General features: G+C 38.7%; 21 protein-coding genes and 1 pseudogene. 9 read left to right on the top strand and 13 right to left on the bottom strand.

Annotated features, from left to right (window positions below; genetic code table 11):
- The first annotated feature begins 150 nt into the window (after window positions 1–150).
- A complete protein-coding gene (locus RB151_RS07735) occupies window positions 151–1,071 on the top strand; it encodes a chitinase (RefSeq protein ID WP_071547944.1) in 921 nt (306 codons plus the stop codon).
- Window positions 1,072–1,091: 20 nt separating this feature from the next.
- Here RB151_RS07735 and kdgR read toward each other — a convergent pair whose 3' ends face one another.
- Window positions 1,092–1,871, bottom strand: a complete 780-nt coding sequence (gene kdgR, locus RB151_RS07730; RefSeq protein ID WP_042844205.1) for a DNA-binding transcriptional regulator KdgR — start codon at window positions 1,869–1,871, stop codon at window positions 1,092–1,094.
- Window positions 1,872–2,097: 226 nt separating this feature from the next.
- Here kdgR and RB151_RS07725 point away from each other — a divergent pair, with 226 nt between their 5' ends.
- Both RB151_RS07725 and RB151_RS07720 read left to right on the top strand, forming a co-directional pair.
- Entirely contained in the window at window positions 2,098–3,051 is a 954-nt protein-coding gene (locus tag RB151_RS07725) for a sugar kinase (RefSeq protein WP_071547943.1), read from the top strand.
- A gap of 2 nt (window positions 3,052–3,053) precedes the next feature.
- Complete coding sequence (locus tag RB151_RS07720) at window positions 3,054–3,671, top strand: bifunctional 4-hydroxy-2-oxoglutarate aldolase/2-dehydro-3-deoxy-phosphogluconate aldolase (RefSeq protein ID WP_042844207.1); 618 nt, start codon at window positions 3,054–3,056, stop codon at window positions 3,669–3,671.
- A gap of 64 nt (window positions 3,672–3,735) precedes the next feature.
- Here RB151_RS07720 and RB151_RS07715 read toward each other — a convergent pair whose 3' ends face one another.
- From RB151_RS07715 to cbpA, 3 genes are all read right to left on the bottom strand, one after another.
- Window positions 3,736–4,329: a hypothetical protein gene (locus RB151_RS07715; RefSeq protein ID WP_042844209.1), complete on the bottom strand. Its 594-nt coding sequence runs from the start codon at window positions 4,327–4,329 to the stop codon at window positions 3,736–3,738.
- A 142-nt stretch (window positions 4,330–4,471) separates the two neighbouring features.
- Window positions 4,472–4,765, bottom strand: a complete 294-nt coding sequence (locus RB151_RS07710; protein ID WP_042844210.1) for a chaperone modulator CbpM — start codon at window positions 4,763–4,765, stop codon at window positions 4,472–4,474.
- A complete protein-coding gene (cbpA, locus tag RB151_RS07705) occupies window positions 4,765–5,706 on the bottom strand; it encodes a curved DNA-binding protein (RefSeq protein ID WP_071548837.1) in 942 nt (313 codons plus the stop codon). Before cbpA ends, RB151_RS07710 begins: the two co-directional genes overlap by 1 nt.
- Window positions 5,707–5,965: 259 nt before the next feature.
- Between cbpA and RB151_RS07700 the strand changes: the two genes are divergently transcribed.
- The gene (locus RB151_RS07700; protein WP_048606897.1) at window positions 5,966–6,412 is read left to right on the top strand and encodes a GNAT family N-acetyltransferase; all 447 of its coding nucleotides are present in this window, start codon (window positions 5,966–5,968) and stop codon (window positions 6,410–6,412) included.
- Between the two features lie 254 nt (window positions 6,413–6,666).
- Here RB151_RS07700 and RB151_RS07695 read toward each other — a convergent pair whose 3' ends face one another.
- Together RB151_RS07695 and RB151_RS07690 are read right to left on the bottom strand one after the other, a co-directional pair.
- On the bottom strand, window positions 6,667–7,380 hold the full coding sequence (locus RB151_RS07695) for an RNA polymerase sigma factor FliA (protein ID WP_042844212.1): 714 nt from the start codon (window positions 7,378–7,380) through the stop codon (window positions 6,667–6,669).
- Between the two features lie 590 nt (window positions 7,381–7,970).
- On the bottom strand, window positions 7,971–9,242 hold the full coding sequence (locus RB151_RS07690; RefSeq protein ID WP_071547941.1) for a FliC/FljB family flagellin: 1,272 nt from the start codon (window positions 9,240–9,242) through the stop codon (window positions 7,971–7,973).
- Window positions 9,243–9,607: 365 nt separating this feature from the next.
- Here RB151_RS07690 and fliD point away from each other — a divergent pair, with 365 nt between their 5' ends.
- Genes fliD through fliT form a run of 3 tightly spaced genes read left to right on the top strand, consistent with a single transcriptional unit; the run spans window position 9,608 to window position 11,840 of the window.
- Window positions 9,608–11,044, top strand: a complete 1,437-nt coding sequence (fliD, locus tag RB151_RS07685) for a flagellar filament capping protein FliD (protein ID WP_042844215.1) — start codon at window positions 9,608–9,610, stop codon at window positions 11,042–11,044.
- An 18-nt stretch (window positions 11,045–11,062) separates the two neighbouring features.
- Complete coding sequence (fliS, locus tag RB151_RS07680) at window positions 11,063–11,461, top strand: flagellar export chaperone FliS (protein WP_048606814.1); 399 nt, start codon at window positions 11,063–11,065, stop codon at window positions 11,459–11,461.
- Window positions 11,451–11,840 (top strand): flagellar protein FliT, encoded by a 390-nt coding sequence (gene fliT, locus RB151_RS07675; protein WP_042844217.1) that lies wholly within the window; start codon window positions 11,451–11,453, stop codon window positions 11,838–11,840. The genes fliS and fliT overlap by 11 nt, the downstream gene beginning before the upstream one ends.
- Window positions 11,841–11,905: 65 nt before the next feature.
- Here the strand turns inward: fliT and def are convergent, their stop codons facing one another.
- The gene (gene def, locus RB151_RS07670; RefSeq protein WP_071547940.1) at window positions 11,906–12,415 is read right to left on the bottom strand and encodes a peptide deformylase; all 510 of its coding nucleotides are present in this window, start codon (window positions 12,413–12,415) and stop codon (window positions 11,906–11,908) included.
- 736 nt (window positions 12,416–13,151) lie between these two features.
- On the opposite strand from def, the gene RB151_RS07665 reads away from it, so the two are divergent.
- Window positions 13,152–13,604 carry a DUF1097 domain-containing protein gene (locus tag RB151_RS07665; RefSeq protein WP_042844220.1) on the top strand — a complete coding sequence of 151 codons (453 nt, stop codon included), beginning with the start codon at window positions 13,152–13,154 and terminating at the stop codon, window positions 13,602–13,604.
- Between the two features lie 447 nt (window positions 13,605–14,051).
- Here the strand turns inward: RB151_RS07665 and RB151_RS07660 are convergent, their stop codons facing one another.
- From RB151_RS07660 to RB151_RS07650, 3 genes are all read right to left on the bottom strand, one after another.
- Entirely contained in the window at window positions 14,052–14,555 is a 504-nt protein-coding gene (locus RB151_RS07660) for a hypothetical protein (protein WP_158516016.1), read from the bottom strand.
- Window positions 14,556–14,657: 102 nt separating this feature from the next.
- Window positions 14,658–15,017: an MmcQ/YjbR family DNA-binding protein gene (locus RB151_RS07655; RefSeq protein ID WP_071547939.1), complete on the bottom strand. Its 360-nt coding sequence runs from the start codon at window positions 15,015–15,017 to the stop codon at window positions 14,658–14,660.
- Window positions 15,018–15,449: 432 nt separating this feature from the next.
- Entirely contained in the window at window positions 15,450–15,845 is a 396-nt protein-coding gene (locus RB151_RS07650; protein WP_042844223.1) for a hypothetical protein, read from the bottom strand.
- A 478-nt stretch (window positions 15,846–16,323) separates the two neighbouring features.
- Between RB151_RS07650 and RB151_RS07645 the strand changes: the two genes are divergently transcribed.
- Window positions 16,324–16,455: an entericidin A/B family lipoprotein gene (locus RB151_RS07645; RefSeq protein ID WP_048606810.1), complete on the top strand. Its 132-nt coding sequence runs from the start codon at window positions 16,324–16,326 to the stop codon at window positions 16,453–16,455.
- A 231-nt stretch (window positions 16,456–16,686) separates the two neighbouring features.
- Here RB151_RS07645 and RB151_RS23610 read toward each other — a convergent pair.
- The 3 genes and pseudogenes from RB151_RS23610 to RB151_RS07635 all read right to left on the bottom strand — a co-directional run.
- A pseudogene (locus RB151_RS23610) lies at window positions 16,687–16,809 on the bottom strand (cold-shock protein); the annotation flags it as partial.
- A gap of 7 nt (window positions 16,810–16,816) precedes the next feature.
- Complete coding sequence (gene cspE, locus RB151_RS07640; RefSeq protein WP_042844225.1) at window positions 16,817–17,029, bottom strand: transcription antiterminator/RNA stability regulator CspE; 213 nt, start codon at window positions 17,027–17,029, stop codon at window positions 16,817–16,819.
- Window positions 17,030–17,376: 347 nt separating this feature from the next.
- On the bottom strand, window positions 17,377–17,784 hold the full coding sequence (locus RB151_RS07635) for an ASCH domain-containing protein (protein WP_042844226.1): 408 nt from the start codon (window positions 17,782–17,784) through the stop codon (window positions 17,377–17,379).
- Window positions 17,785–17,898 lie beyond the last annotated feature (114 nt).

Genomic DNA, 17,898 nt, shown 5'->3' with positions numbered 1-17,898 from the left:
TCATGATCATAATAGGACTGTAACCTATTAGATTACTAATAATTTTTAGTCTTGTTCCTAAGCCTATTTTCTATAAAAGTGACCTTGCCCTATTAGTTAGTATTGGGCACCAATTTCACTTTATCTAACTCATTAGACTAGGAATATACAATGAATAAAACCTATTTTGGTCCTTATATCGATGTCAGTGTCGATGCCACTTGGAACGATTGGCAAAACTACCCTGATGGCAGGCCAAATGCTAAATACAGCCAAGCTGCAATCCAATATGGGGTTGATATACTTTACCTTGGTTTTTTAACTGCGGACCGAAATAGACAAGCGGCATGGTCCGCCCAACCCACAATGCCAATAAGCTGGGCTAAACCCTTGTGTGACGAACTTATTGCTGGCGGGGTAAAAGTTGCAGTGTCATTCGGAGGAGCCGCTAATCAAGATGTCTCATTGGTACAGACACAAGAAGAACTGATCAAAACCTATCAAGAAGCTATCGATAAACTAAACGCATCGCATATAGATTTAGACTTCGAAAATGGCCTCTATGATGCTGATAATGCATTTTCTGCTTTAAAAGTGATTGTCGACAATAACCCAAAAATCACCTTGAGCCTAACCCTACCCACCCTACCGACAGGGTTAACAAATACTGGATTAGCATTAGTGAAAAAATCTGTAGAAGCAGGTTTGGTCATGAAAGTTAATGGAATGGCAATGGATTATTATGACCCAAACATCATTAGCTTGGGCGATGCCGCTATCAAGGCTGCCATCAGTATTAAAAACCAATTAAAACCTTTCTACCCATCGGTAGAAGATAAGGAAATGTATAATTACGTTCAAATTACCCCGATGATTGGCCTAAATGATGACCATGCTATGTTCAGTTTCCATGATGCCGACATTCTAAGCGAATTCGCAAAAAAAATAGGTTTGAACCTCGTGTTGATGTGGAGCTTAACCCGTGACCGTCCTGGTAATAAACCCTACCCAGAAGCAACAAGCTCAGGTAACCCAGAACAAACCTATGATTTTCAATATACAGAACTATTTACTCAAAAACTTAACTCATAGATAACCCGTTATCACCAATATTATGGGTATTGGTGATAACCCATTTTTTCTGAAATATTACGCCCCGCCGTTTTTAGTAATTCAACATAATCATCAATACATTGTTCATCAAAGCGGATCGTTGGAAATGAAATGGATAGCCCTGCAATCACATGCCCTAACCGGTCATATACTGGGACAGCGATACAACGTAAGCCAAGCTCTTGTTCTTCCCTATCCTGCGCATAATGACATTCGCGAACGGTGGCTAATTCCGCCAGCAAATCATCCAACGTTAAAATCGTGGTATTGGTTTTTTTGGTAAATAATTCATCTTTTAATGCACAGCGAATAGCGTCTTCACTTTGCCAAGCCAATAAAATTTTACCTATCGCGGTACAATACAACGGGTTACGGCGACCGACCCGTGAATACATACGTAAATTATAACTAGAATCTATTTTGTGAATATAAATGATAGCGTCTTCATCTAATGCGCCTAAATGCACGGCCTCATTGGTGAGTCGGCCAATCTGGCGCATTTCTTTATCTGCAATTTCAATCAGGTCAACGTACTCGAGGGATTTCGCCCCTAATTCGAAAAGCTTCAATGTCAGTGAGTATTTATCTGCCTCACCTTCTTGCTCCACATACCCCAGCTGTTTCATGGTTTGTAAGAAACGAAATGTTGTCGCTTTTGACATCAGCAAACGCTGGGAAAGCTCCGATACACCGATTTCCTTTTGTTCACCAAGAGCGCTAAGTATACTAAATACTTTGACTACAGCTGAAACGGCGTCCGTTTGAGTCGTCTTATCCATTGCTTTTCCATCATCCAATTCAATTGATAGCGATATTATAGCGAAACCAGCCAATACCACTCTAGGCTAAATAGCATAATAGGCAGGTCACAGAAAAACAAGAACAGTGATTCAATATTTTTAAAACAGCGTTTCATTTTTATTTGAAGTTATGAATAAAATGAGTTTTAATAGCTCTATCAGGTCAGTATTAGTTTACTAAGTCGTAATCGCGCAGGTGGTAAATATGAGTACACATCCGCAAGTTGCCGTCATTGGCGAATGCATGGTTGAATTACAAAAATCGGGTGAGCTTTACAGCCAAACTTTTGGTGGGGACACGCTAAATACCGCGTTATACCTCTCACGTTTAACTCAGAAACACGGAGTGACAACCCGATATATTACTGGTTTAGGGAAAGACCCATTTAGCCAACAAATGCTTACCCGCTGGCAGCAAGAAGGGATCAATACCGATGATGTGTTTATTTCTGATACACGGTTACCGGGTATGTATTTAATTGAAACCGCCCCCAATGGTGAACGCCGTTTTTTCTACTGGCGTGATAACGCAGCAGCAAAATTTTGGTTAGATGAAAATAGCAAAGCACACACACAGCAACAGCTTAATGCACAACAATTCATCTATTTAAGTGGCATTAGTTTAGCTATTTTACCTGACGCCACACGCCAATTGTTATTAGAAATTTTACAGCAAGCCAAACAGCATGGCGCAAAAATTGTATTTGATAATAACTACCGCCCAGGTCTTTGGCCTTCAAAACAAGCGGCACAGCAAGCTTACCAGCAAATTTTAAGCCTAACCGATATCGCTTTTTTGACCTTTGATGACGAACAATTGCTATACGGTGATAATCACGAAACCGATGCAATTCTTCGCACTCAACAATATGGCGTTAATGAAATCGTGATAAAACGCGGGGCTGATGCTTGTTTTGTGGTTATTGATAACCAACGCTTTGAAATTCCTGCAAATAAAATTAGCCATGTTGTTGATACAACTGCCGCAGGGGATTCCTTTAGTGCCGGCTACCTAGCTTGCCGCATTTTAGGTGGCAGCCCTTGCGATTCGGCAAAAACAGGTCATTTACTGGCTGGAAGCGTCATCCAACACCGGGGAGCGATTATTCCATCCGAGGCCATGCCAACCATTACTTTAGCCCCCATTGAAAAGGTTTAATCATGAATCAATTAATTGAAAAAATTAAGCAGCTGAAAGTTGTCCCTGTGATCACCATTAACCACGCAGAACATGGGGCGCCACTAGCTAAAGTGTTGGTGGAAAATGGCCTACCGTGCGCAGAAGTCACTTTCCGCACCCCAGCCGCGGTACAAGCTATCAAAAACATGCGCGCTGCCTACCCTGAGTTGCTTATCGCAGCAGGTACCGTATTAACCACACAGCAAGTTGACCAAGCCATTGAAGCAGGCGTGGACTTTATTGTCAGCCCAGGCTTTAACCCGAAAATTGTTGCCTACTGCCAACAAAAAAATGTGATTATCATTCCGGGCGTCAATAACCCAAGCTTGGTAGAGCAAGCCCTTGAGTTTAACCTCACCACCTTAAAATTCTTCCCTGCAGAAGCCTCTGGTGGGGTTGCGATGCTCAAAGCACTCGGCGCCGTTTACCCTGTTAAATTTATGCCAACAGGTGGTATCGGTATGAAAAATATTAAAGAATACACCGCATTACCGTCTGTATTAGTGTGCGGCGGTTCGTGGATGGTACCAAATGCATTAATTGACAGTGAAAACTGGGATGAACTTGCAAAATTAGTTGCTGAAGCAGCGGCTATTTAATTAATAATAAAAATCTCGTTGTTATTGCGCCCTTACTGGATGGTAAGGGCTTTTTGCTAACGGCTTAGATAGAATACATTCGAGTAAAATATTCGCTGATTTTGTCATTATCTAACAATCTATCTTTGGTAAAATCTAAAGTATCAGAAACGACAATGTATTGCCTTAGAGGGATAGGTATATCTGATATTGTCGCATAAATCGTTGGCACTAAATGGCGAAAATAATCTCCCATTTTTGTTTCACCATCATAGCCCACAGGAAAGTCTTCCCCTTGGTTATAGCCTTCAATGCCTTCAAATACAAATATTCCCTTTTGTGTTGCAAGATAAGCATCTGTCAGTTTATTACCTTCATCTAAGCAATTTTTATAACTGGTAAAAACAGTTTCTTGGGAATAATGCTTGTATCTCCAATAGGAAAATAGATCAACTGAAAAACCACCATTTTTCTGTATGCTATTTTCATATTTAGCCGATTCACAATATATAAACTCTATTAAATCAACATATAACTCACTAATATTAGGTATGTTGATATACACTTTGGGTAACCATCCCCAGCAATTATTCAGCATAAATGCTAAATAACCGTTTTTATCCATTGCAACCCATGAATAAATATTCCCCCATTCAGGTCGCCAATCAGTAGTTAACATAAAAGCCTCTTATATCGTTCACAATACAATTAAATTTTTATAGATATTGAGTGAATTGGCCCTATACTTTAATTCAATGCATAAGGCCAAAATGAAACAGACTCTATATAAAAAGCTCAATAGTCATTAAATTATCAGAAACCTAACCAATAAAACGCTGCAACTGTAAACGCAACATCTCATTTTCGCGCCGTAGCCTTTCATTTTGGTCCATCAGGCTCATTGCCATTGCGATGCCCGGCCAGTCAATCTCTAATTCATGATAAAGGCGTACCGCCCTTCTCACGACCACCACGGCTTGGTCGTCAAATAACCATTCATCTCTAATTTCAATAGGTTGTACAATCCCAAGCCCGACGATTTCCTGTAATTCATCTTCAGCAATCCCCGTATGAAAGCAGAAATCAATAACGGTTAATGTAGTTAACTGTTCCATTATTTACCTCCCCAATTTTTACGTGGGTCAAAATGCGTTTGAGCCTCCGCCAACTTCTGCCACAATGCTTTCGATTCCGCATCATTACTATCGGGCATTACAATTTTTATAATGGCGTATAAATCCCCTGCACTATCTTTATGTTTCAGCCCTTTACCTTTAAGTCGCAATTTTTGCCCCGCTTGGCTATTGGCGGGAACCGTAATAACAATCGGGTCCTTTAAGGTTGGTATAGTAACTTTAGTTCCGAGCGCCGCCTCCCAAGGGGCTAATGGCACAACCACTTCTAGGTCATAGCCTTTAATATCGAATAAGGGGTGTGGCGCAATACGGATGGTTATCCATAAGTCACCGTTTTCACCGCCATTTTCTCCCGCGGTCCCTTGCCCTTTTAAGCGAATGCGTTGCCCATCAATTACCCCCGCAGGGATGGTCACATTGAGTGTTTTAGGGATTTCATTTTCGATAAAACCAAAAGCGTTGTAGACCGGTAAGTTATAACTGATAGTGCGTTTATGTGACTCTTGGCTTTCTTCAAGGAAAACGGCTAATTCAACCTCTAAGTCATGGCCACGATGGCTGCGTGCTTGCCTTGTACTGCCGCCGCGTGCGCGTTGGGAAAACATCGATGAAAAAATATCATCAAAGCCCCCCGCATCAAACCCTTGTTGGGAATAGCCTTGGCTTTGTTGACCTTGGTGCCTTTGATTAAAATAAGGGTCATTTCGATGTTCCCACATTTCATCGTATTCGGCGCGTTTTTCTTTGTCACTTAATACCGCCCACGCTTCTGCTATCTCCTTAAAGCGGGCTTCGGCATCCGATTCTTTACTGACGTCGGGGTGATATTTTCGCGCTAAACGGCGATACGCGGTCTTAATGGTTTTTAAATCATCGGTGCGTTTTACACCCATGATGCTGTAATAATCCTTTAGTTCCATAGTCATATCTCGTTCACTTATCTGTTGAATAGAATTCATATGGTGTTTAGCCTTACTACTTAAATGGGCTAAACATAACGACTTACCTTGAATTTAACTTAAGACATTTATATGGCAATTGGAATAGTAGAACAATGATAAATATTAAATATATTGGCAAATAATGAAGATGCAAATCGATAACATCCCACAAAAACAGGAAATTTTCGCTATTTAGAGCTAAACCTATAAGAGAGCTCACGTCTTGCAAGGGGAATTTATGGATGCCATCGCCAACCGATTGACCTATAAAATGAATTTTGCCATTAACATTGAGGATTTTATTCGCTTAATCCATCAGTCATCATTTAAAGAAACCGTACCTACCGATAACCTAACCAAATTAGATGCAATGCTAAATAATGCGGACTTATTAATTAGTGCATGGGATGAAGAGCAAGTTGTGGGTTTTGTAAGAGCGGTCACCGATTTTAGTTCTTGCTGCTATATCTGTGAGCTTGCCATAGATACCAATTATCAAAAGCACGGTATCGACCGTCATTTAATGCGCCTTGCCGCTGAAGAACTGCCTTCTGAATGCAACCTTTTATTTTTTTCGACCGACAGTAACCTCACCGAGTACCTAAGACTGGGGTTTACTCAATCCCCAAGAGCGTGGCACACCACAGCAGAGAGTTTTTTGGCTAAATTAACAGATGGGGAATGATAAATAGATTATATAAACCAGTGAGGATATCTCGGGGAGCATACACAAGTATCGAAAACTCAGGGAATATCTAAAAAAACAGTTTCAATTTAGGGTTTATTAAAAATTCACCCTATGCGGATGCTCTAAATAATTCGTGTTGTGGGTAGAAGACCAGTGAGGATATCTCGGGGAGCATACACAAGTATGTGACCCGAGTAGCCGAGCGCAGTCGACACCCCCACAATACGAAGTATGACGAGCATCGAGGGGCATCACTTAAGGCGGCCACGGAGTCGTTTCACGGCCTGACTATGAAGTTGACTCACCCTAGACTCCCCCACATCCAACACCGCACCAATCTCTTTTAAATTCAGTTCTTCTTGGTAATACAGCGTTAGCACCATTTTCTCACGCTCAGGCAATTGCTCAATAGCCGCTGCAATTTGGTCGCGTAAACTGGAATCCAATAACAAACTCAATGGGTTGCCGCCATCATCTTCATCCATTTGCGGCTCACAGCTTTCCCCGTGAACCTCATGCCACTCATCATAAGAAAACAACTGGCTATTATTCGTATCTAATAATGCTTGACGATACTCCGCAAGGTCGATATTCAGTGCTTTGGCGATTTCCGGCTCGGTAGCACTGCGCCCTAACGATTGCTCCAACGCACCAATAGCTTTGGTCATTTCACGCGCTTGGCGGCGCACACTGCGCGGCACCCAATCACGGCTACGCAGCTCATCGAGCATCGAACCTCGAATACGTTGCACCGCATAGGTGGCAAACGACGCCCCTTGGGTAACATCGAAACGTTCCAATGCATGCAATAAACCAATGCCCCCCGCTTGAATTAAGTCGTCAATATCAACACTGGCAGGTAGTCTGACTTGCAGTTTCAGGGCTTCATGGCGTATTAGAGGGTAATAACGCTCCCATAGGCTATTTTTATTGATCACACCTTCGGCAGTATACAAATCACTCACAACCTGAATCACCCTTCAAGCTTTATAAAAGGTACTCATTATCAGTGTTGGATTTGAATTCAATCCGTAGAGTAAGGCAATAAATAGGGCTTTATTTGCCTTATCCTAAATAGGTAAAATTTGAATGATTACAATGTTAATTATTGTTTTAACACAATTTTTAGGGAATTTTACTGACAATACAAGTGAGAGTGGTGGTTTTGTTGAGAAGCAATTTTTGATTTAAAGGAGGTTATCTTTGGGGTTTGATTGTATTTTCCTTTTAGCTTTAAAAAAACAAATTGAATCCCTTAAATAATTTAAGTTGTAGGTAGGCGGCAAGTGAAGATATCTCGATGAACGTACATAAGTACGTGATTCGAGTAGCTGAACGCAGCCAACACCCCTACGGCTTAAAGGATGACAGGGATTTAAATAATTTGGGCTGCAGGTAGGCGGCAAGTGAAGATATCCCGATGAGCGTACATAGGTACGTGATTCGGATGAACTTATGAAGCCAACAACGCTATGGTGCGAAATATGACGGCTAATATGACGGGCAAAGAAAAGGCCAGCATCGCTGGCCTTCAATATCATCCACCAATTACGAATTAACGTAACAGACTTAAAACACCTTGTGGAACTTGGTTAGCTTGTGCTAACACTGCAGTACCTGCTTGTTGCAGGATTTGACCACGGCTCATGTTAGAAACTTCTGTCGCGAAGTCAGCGTCTTGAATACGGCTACGAGCAGCACTTAAGTTGTTAACTGAGTTGTTCAGATTGTTGATAGTAGACTGCATACGGTTTTGGATAGCACCTAAAGAAGAACGGAACGAATCCACAGTTTTTAGTGCTTCATCAATAGCAGCTAGCGGTGAATCATTGATTGTCATATTAGTTATTTCTTTGCCATCTTCTAGTTTAGTTGCATCCACTACACCAGTATCACTAATATCCGATTTTTTTACTTCAAAAAATTTGCCATCTCTTTTCAGAAGGAAAGTATCATCACTAGCTTTGCCTGTTTTTTTATCCAACTGTTGAAATAACTCATCACCTTCATCTAAGTTTAAAGTAACTGTTGATTTTTCAGTCTTAGCTGAAATTATGTCAACAGCAGTACCATTATTTGTTAATGATGCATCAGCGGTAAGTGTTCCTTTAATAAACTTACCATCTTTATCAAAGTCTTTTGCTGTCACTTCATATTTTGAGTCATCATCAGCAGTGTACACCCACTTACCACCAACTTCCTCGGTCAATTTATCTTTAGTACCTGACTTTGTAAACTTAACTTCCGGTGCTCCTTCCGTGTCAATCTTGGTTATTTTCTCTCCAACAATCCCAGATTTAGTAGGGTCTAAATTAGAAATTTTTAATACATCACTATCAATTTTTTTCAAGTCAATACCAATAGTTTCACTATCATTAGCACCCACTTGAATTTTCATTGTAGAATCGCTTTGCAGTACTTTTACACCGTTAAACTGAGTTTGTTCAGAGATACGGTTAATTTCTTTCATGCGCAGATCTACTTCATCTTTAATTGACTGTTTATCTGAATCTGAGTTAGTTCCATTACGTGCTTGAACCGTCAGCTCACGAATACGTTGTAAGTTATCGTTGATTTCGTTAACTGCGCCTTCCGCCGTTTGTGCAATAGAGATACCGTCGTTGGCATTACGTGCAGCTTGGGTTAAACCTTTCACGTTAGCTGTGAAACGGTTAGCAATTGCTTGGCCAGCCGCATCGTCTTTAGCGCTGTTGATACGTGAGCCAGAAGATAAACGCTCAATTGCCGTACCTAATACGCCTTGTGAACGGTTTAAGTTGTTCTGAGTAGTCAGAGACAGAATGTTAGTGTTGATAACTTGTGCCATGATGTGATCCTTATTATTCAAATTAATGCGTTAAGCCAAAATGCTTAACTTGATGAATTTCGTCAGCAACTAGGTTATCGGCTACAAAAAAGTCCCCTTTAGGCTTTTTAGTGAAAATTTTTCTTCTCACGAGCAGAAATGGCTTTATAACCCGCTTTTTAGCCCTTAATTTTTTAGCAAACAAATTTTTTTATTAATTTTCTTATTATTTAATTCCAATAGTAATAATTACCTACTTTTATCTTCTCAGTTCTTGCCATCACTCTTTTTCAGAATAGTCTAAAATTTTGCTCCATTTCGCCGATAACAGTCTAAATAGTTTTTATATTCAAGATTTATGTCGCCGACATAGCGTAGGAGAAAACATGGCAGGAATATCTACACTCGGTATCGGGTCAAACTTAGATTTAAATGTGCAAATGGATCAACTCGAAGCGATGGAACGCCGTCGTTTGGAACCACTGACGACACAAAAAGCCAGCTATGACGCACAAATCAGTGCCTTTGGCAAAATGCAATCGTCCTTAGAAAAACTAAAGAAAGCTGCGGAAGACTTAAAGAAATACGGCGATATCAGTACCACCAAAGTCAATGGCGAATATAAAGCCTTTGATGTGAAAACTGACGGTAAAGCGGTAGCAGGTGTACATGATGTTACCGTAGAACGTTTAGCAAAAGCACAAACTATCGCCACTAAAGGTCAAAAAGATAATAAAGAATTACTCGGTAACGGTGCTAAAGAACGTACTATTACCATCACCCAACCATCACAAAAAGAAGATAAAGATAAAATCGTTATCAAACTGGATAACGAACACACTTCACTGATTGAAATTGCAGACGCCATCAATAAAACCGATAAAGGCGTTTCGGCATCGGTTATTAAAGACAAAGACAATATCTACCACCTTGTCGTGACCTCTAAAAAAGAAGGCAGTGAAAACCGTATTAGCATCAATGTGGAAGGCGATGACAAACTAGCTGACATCCTGAATGTTGAGTCTGTGATAGATGAGAATGGGGTTGTCACCTTAAAAAATGCCGATACCATTGGTATGGAGCAAAAAGTTCCACCACAAACCGCATTACTGGAAATTGATGGTTTCAAATTAGAGTCACAAACCAATGAAGCCAAAGATTTATTTCCTGGTTTAACCTTAACGCTGAAAAAAGAAAGCGAAGACGGTAAAGCCGACCATCTGATTGTTTCGGAAGATATCGAACCCGCCAAAGGTAAAATTAAAGCGTGGGTGGATGCCTATAATGAATTCCAAACTTTAGCGAAAGAACTCACCAAATATACCCCTACAGAAAAAGGCACAGCACCGGATAAAAGCAACGGACCATTAATTGGTGATTCCACTTTACGCATGATCCAAAGCACCTTACGCACCCAAGTTCGCATGCCACAAGCCAGTGGAGACATCGATACTCTAAGCAAAATGGGCATTAAGCAAAAGCTGGATGGTACCTTAGAAATCGATAATAAAGTGCTGGATAAAGTCCTCAAAGAAAACCCATCGAGCGTCAAAGTATTTTTTGCTGGAGACGGTAAAGAAACTGGTTTTGGGACAGAAAACTTTAACTACTTAAAAGATACTTTAGACAGCAAAGAAGGCACGTTACACAACGCTACCGATGGTATTCAAAAGAAAAAGAAAAGCTTAGACAAACGTATTGAGCAGACTAATAAACAAATCGAAAACACCATGGACATGTACCGTCGTCAATTCCAAAACCTCGACAAAATGATGACGTCACTTAACAGCACCAGTAATTCATTAGGCCGATTATTAGGCTAATACTTTTAGGTTAAAAACATGTATCAAAGACACGCACAGCAAACCTATCAGCAGGTTGATTTGGAAAGTGAAATTACCAATGCGACCCCATACCAATTGATCCAGATTCTGTTTAAAGGGGCGCTTAGTGCCCTAAAACGCGGGGAGATTTTTATGCAGCAGGGTAAGGTGGCAGAAAAAGGTAAAGAAATCTCAAAAGCTATCGACATCATTGACACAGGGTTAAAGCAGTCGTTAAATTATGAGGCTGGCGGCGAGCTTGCTGAAAACTTAGCAAGCTTGTATGAGTATATGACAATGCAGTTACTTCGCGCCAACCTCGAAAACAACGTGGCTTATGTCCAAGAAGTTTACCAATTACTCTCCGATATCGCTTCTGCATGGCAGCAAATCGGTGCAAATGTGGATGAAAGATAATCAGGTGGACAATAAAAATCCTATCGATTTACATGAAATATACCGTAATGTCTTAGTATTGAGTGAAGAGTTAGTTGCCTTAGCGCAATCCGGGGAATGGGAGACATTAGTCTCCCGCGAGACAGAATATGTCCTTGCGGTGGAAAACCTCACCCAGTTGACCCAAGCGTTCGAACAACAACAACCAATCACTGAAGAATTTATTCAGTTATTGCATAAAATTATTGAAAATGAACGTATTACTAAAGAATATTTACAGCAGCATTTAAATTTCTTAAGCAAAGAAATGAAACAATTAGACCAAAAACGGGTACTCAATAATAGCTACGGCCAATTTGATGAGCCAGATACCCCGATTGTCATTCGCCCCATGGAATAAAAACCAGTCCGTGTGTCAGGCCATTAGACCTGACACGCCATTTCGGATATAAATACCAAAAACGACTATTGTTGCTGTTTTAAACGCTGTTGTTTTTTCAGCTTTTTCAATAGCATATTACGTTTTAGTGGTGATAGGTGGTCGAGGAACACTTTGCCGTGTAAGTGGTCAATTTCATGCTGCATCACAATCGCCAAGAACTCATCAGTATCGACTTCAAACGCTTTGCCATGCCTATCGAATGCTTTAACTTTAACACGCAGAAAACGCGCTACATCCGCATAAATTTCAGGGACTGACAAACACCCTTCTTGGTAGCTAGTTTCCCCTTCACTTTCCACAATTTCAGGGTTCACAAACACCATTAGTTGGTCGCGGTTTTCTGAAATATCTATCACCATAATCGACTTGGTTTCAGCAATTTGGGTTGCAGCAAGGCCAATTCCATTATCAGTGCTGTACATGGTATCGATTAAATCGTCAATTAAGGTTTGAACTGCGGCGAAATCCGTCACAGGGCTGCATTTAATACGCAGTCTCTCATCAGGGATTTCAATAATTTCTCTTACTGCCATGGTTTAAATCCTATTAATTCAGTCTTTATTCTCAATAATTAAATCTATTGCTCAGCTAAAGTTGCTATATGACCACAATGACGGCCACAAACACTTAATAAATATAGTAAAAATAGATATTAAGAGTTAAATAGGCTGACACATTAAGTTATTTAGCTATTTTTAAAAGAATAAGTATAAAAAACATTATCGGCTTTTTTATTTACTAACAATATGCAAAAAATGACATCTAGATTGAACGCAATTTATTCAACACCCTATTAATGATAAAGAAAGTGAACAAATTGAGTTAAAATTCCCTGAAAAAACAAAGTATAGTGAAATTTGACAGAAAAATACCATGTTATTTAACAAACTGCATCAAAAATTGGCAAAAAGTGTCATTCTATACATCGTCCTGTTTACACCCTATCAATATTGGTTCACTTATCGCAGCACTATCCCCTTTAAGCTAAGCTGATATTTTACACCATTGTGCGATGTAATCGATTGCAATTGATCTAAGCGTAAATAATCGCGGATACAAATTGCAACGCTTTATTTATCTCTATACAATGCTCGCCTTTACAAGGGGCATCCTCCTCATTCAAGCAATAATCACCTTATTATTAATAAGTTAACTTGGTGCTATACCCATTAACAGCATCAGGCTATTAAAAAGAACACAAAGCTGAATCGAATCAACTTAGAGCCATACAACCTAGAGATATACTCTACATAACTTAAAGTGCATATTGTGAAATTACTATTTTGTCTTTCGTTAACCACCGCCATTCTCTCTGGTATTTGGGCTTGGGTCGCAGACTCTTTAGGGTTAATTAGCTGGGCTGGTTTTCTTGGCTGTACAGCTTATTTTGCTTATCCAAAAGATGGCGTTAAAGGGCTTGGTATTACTGCTTTAACGGTTAGTAGTGGCGTTATTTGGGGGTTAGTGATCCTCAATAGTGGCCATTATATTCAACATCTACCCAGTTATGTGGGTTATTTTATTACAGGCTTAGTTGCTTTTTTTATGTGTATTCAAGCCAAAAAACAGTGGCTAGCTTATATACCCGGTACCTTTGTGGGGACATGCACTATTTTTGCAACACAAGGCGCATGGTTAATTACCATTCAATCATTACTTGTTGGCATACTTTTTGGTTTTGCGATGAAAAAGAGTGGGCTTTGGATATCGGATAAATGGTAAAAAAAAACCGCCACTCAGGCGGTTTAAACATAAATATAACCAAGGGAATTTCAAACAAATTCAATATTACATTAAACAGGTATAACAGCAACACTTAACATAATGATTTAATTAGGAATTACCAACAATTCCCACTAAGTAACCCTACTTAAATCAAAATATTAAATAAACTAAATATTATTAATGAAGCAATTAAAAATCAGATTAAGACTCTTTTTTTGACTAAAAAAGATTATGACTTTGAGAAAAAACACCCCAATATCCATTGGGGGCATTTTTCAATATTTCATAATTAAGATTAATCTGCCTTAATTAATAACCATTAATGCTTTAACTGCCAATTAATAACATTAGTTTACTAATTTAATAACCATATGCCGCTTATATTTAAATTAAATTTATTATAAATAACGACCAATCAAGTTATTTTTAATATAACCCAAAGTATTAAGGTGTGAATGTTACAACCCCAATGGGGTTGTGTGTTGATTTAGTTGTCAGCCAAATACTAATGTTACCTATAGGTGTTGTGAACCTCTCACTTGTTTTATCGCAAGCCTCACTGTTTTGGCAATTTTGCTTTATCTTAGTGATGAGGTCTGCATTGAAACCATTTTTTTGCAGAAAATCAGCTTCAATATTCAGCTTTTCATTAAAATTCTGGAAACTGGGATTACGCCCATCAATCCCCGCGAATGTAGAAATAACTTTGACCAGCGCTCCTTTATCAAAGGTGAGTTCATTTGAATAGGACCATTGATTAAAAGGCTTCTGATTTTCAAACTTACAAGTTGTGATATTTTCTTTCGTTTCACAGTTACCATCTTTAACAAAGTTGATACTTTCCATTGACTGCCCCCAAGTTAAGCCAAATGGAGCATCAGGCTTGCTATCACAACCAACTAATAAGGCTGTAAAAGCCATTGCGACTAAAATTTTTTTCATCATCATGCCTTTTTAGTGTTCTATCGTTTGAAAGTAGTAAATGATACTAACAACTGGATACCATAACGCTAAAGAAAAAATACAGTAACAAGTTTACAAACCAACCCGCTATTTATAGGTTAGTTTATAACTTTCATCGATCAACAAGGTAAGTTCGTGCTTATTAAAATCACTATTCAGATGTACCGTCACCCAGTGCTCCTTGTTCATATGGTATGCAGGGTAAACACCTTTAATTAGCCTTAAAGAACCAACTAATTCAGGGGCAGCTTTCAGGTTTATAATGTCAATTATCTTACCCCCTCCACCTTCATATAATTTATTTGCTGGAATACTCATCATAACAGCAAACCACTTTGAGTTGTTTGTATGCCGAAAAACAAGGTATTTAGGCAGCTTAGCCCATGGGTGTTCAGGAGCTACACCATAATGGCTCTGTATATAATCAATGACCTCGTCTCTCTTCATGTTTTGCCCTCATCAACTCACTGCAACCATGTTAGATCAGTAAAAATGCAAATTAAAACCAATAAATACCTTGATGCTTTGGAAATAGGGTTATACAACTAGAATACCGATAAGTGCCTAATCTACAGATAAATACAGCTCTCACTTTCTAGATTACTTATTGAATTTTATTAATTATTTTTAAGAATATAGTCTAGTTAACTTTGATAACGTTACTCTTGCTGTTAAAAACTTACAAAAAGAAACATATTTTTAACTATGTATTCATAAGCTAACTAAAGAAGCGGTATAGTGAACACCAATGTTAATCTCATTTAATACATTCCTTTCGGCTCCTACTCGGAGCCATTTTTTTCTTGATATAATCGTTAACCTAAGCAAACCCGATGGAACACTTCACATTGGACAAAATTAATTTTTTTAGCCGTAATCTTATTCACAACTATCACCCCATCTCTTTTGAAAGTCATTCTCTGACATTATTTCACCTTCAAAATCAAATAATGGAAAAGAATACACGCATGAGCCCTGCTTACTTGCGGCCACTTGGACGATAAACCGTTTATATTTATAAGGGCTCCCATCCTTAAAAGTAAAAACTTCGCCGCAGACATGACCAATCACTTTATTTTTCATGCTAGTGCCGTTTGAATAAAACGTGACATTTTTAAAACTAGCCGCTTGAGGTTGATACATAAAATCAGCAACCATCGCTTTTGCGCCGTCAATAACGCTCGGGTTTTTACTCACATTCAGAGAAACGCCAAATACAAATGCAAGCAATACCAATAATAGAACACATAAGAAACGCAAAATCTTAGTTAGCACATCAAATAACCATGAATGAAATACAGGCTCAAAATGTACTCTTTATAACCATCCAGAGCAATAAAAACGCGTACTCATCAGGCAATTACATTAATTGAGTGATTAGGTGACATAGATAAAACTCGCGTAAAGGATAAATGACCAAGCAACGTTAGCTCAAACCTTTACAAAATTATTCTGGTTATTTTTTAACCATGGTTATACATTAATATTCTCAGCTGAAGAACGTTAAAAACACTGAGTACATAGAACCAAGCAATAAATTACTCTCGATAGCATACTAATAAGACAGTCTAGTGTATTTAAACCTTGATACCCTGCGATCCCTTAACCCAATTGCAGGGTTCTTTTTATTTCCTGAAATACTCATTTATTTACATCGGCAAAATAAGCGAAAAATGACACTGTTGATATTCTGCTATAATTAAACAAGCACTATCTGATGACTTGTGTTTTTTTACAACGAGAGGAAGAAGATATGTTAAAAAAGATCAGTTTATTCGTATGCTCAATCGCGGTTATATTCTCTTTAACAGCCTGTAATACCACCAAAGGCGTCGGTGAAGATGTCGAGGCCGGAGGCGAAGCGATACAGAGAGCGGCTCAATAGTGACCCAAGGCAGGCTGAATTAGCGTCACTAAAGGCTACTTAATGTAGCCTTTATAATATGAATAGGGTTATTATTTTATTAATTATCTGAAGATCATTCATATATATTATTGGAATTTAATCGCCATATAATAGGTTATCGTAAAAACCTAACCTATTAATGTCAAAAAACCCCGCACTTGGCGAGGTTTTAAATATTGACCTAACTGGCCGCTAATTAGCTTGAGCTTTCATCGCACTTTTGCAAAAAATACATTTTGCACCATGTGGATTACTTACTGAAATATCAAACTGTGAAGTCCGATATTGTGAGCCGCTACAGCAAGGACATTTAAAATAAAAATAAATTTTTATTGTGCCCTTAAAGCGCAACTACATTTGCAGCAGCTGGACCTTTCATACCATTTTCAATGGTAAATGAAACTTGTTGGCCTTCAGCTAAAGATTTGAAGTTATCGCTCTGGATTGCAGAGAAGTGAACAAACACATCTTTACTGCCATCAGCAGGAGTAATAAAACCAAAACCTTTATCATCGTTAAACCATTTTACTGAACCAGTCATTGTATTAGACATAGAATTTCCTTTAATTTTTTAATTTTGCCATAAGGCATATGTGCGGTTTGTTTGGTATTTTTACTTATGGGAATTAATTAGAAGGAATTCGCAATGAAGAGGTATCTGAGATAGCGCTTAATGGTGAACATCTTAAAACTGACTAGCATAAATAGGCCTGTACTTCCAAACCAGTGAACGAATTAGACCACAAATATTTAGAGATAGCAAACTTTATTATACTAACCATTAAATAACTAGCTTTATAAGAGAAGTTTAATGACCAGGGTTTACGGCGCATAGGATAAATATGTTTATTTTATATTCCATCCAATAAAAACCCACTGTAAGCGGGCCTTGTAAGTTTTTTAAATGACTTCAATTAGCTCAAACTCTTCAGCAACTAGCTCCATATCATCAGAAAAACAGCCTTCTCGAGTAAAAAAGTCCTTATGACCCGCTCTCCAAAAATCTAAGCTTAAATCACCCTCACCTTCTTTCCTCGCAAACTCTTCAGTAACTTCATTAAACTTAATTAGTTTTAATGCTGTTGTCCGTATCACACACTTAGGCTCTTTAGCCCCATTAAGGATAATATTGATGCCACCAATTTTAATTAAATCTTCAGATAAATAGGATTTCAATGAACTACATGACGCTGTTTTACGCCCATTAACTACAAGAGCAACTAACTCATCAGCAAGTTCGGGGCTATCACCGAATGACCATACCGATGCATTTGGGTATTTAGTTTTTAATTTATCCAAAGTATTCATTATCAATCTCTCTATATTCTTTATTAGCCTGACAATATATATTTATTATGGTCACTTGTCATACTTGTGGCATATCACTAAACGCCCTATCTATTTCTTCATGAGGTTTTGGTA

Origin of the sequence: Providencia rettgeri, assembly GCF_001874625.1 — a bacterium.
Taxonomy (GTDB): Bacteria; Pseudomonadota; Gammaproteobacteria; order Enterobacterales; family Enterobacteriaceae; genus Providencia; species Providencia huashanensis.
Note: the sequence above shows the minus strand (reverse complement) of the source record. Positions and strands in the feature narration are given on the sequence as shown.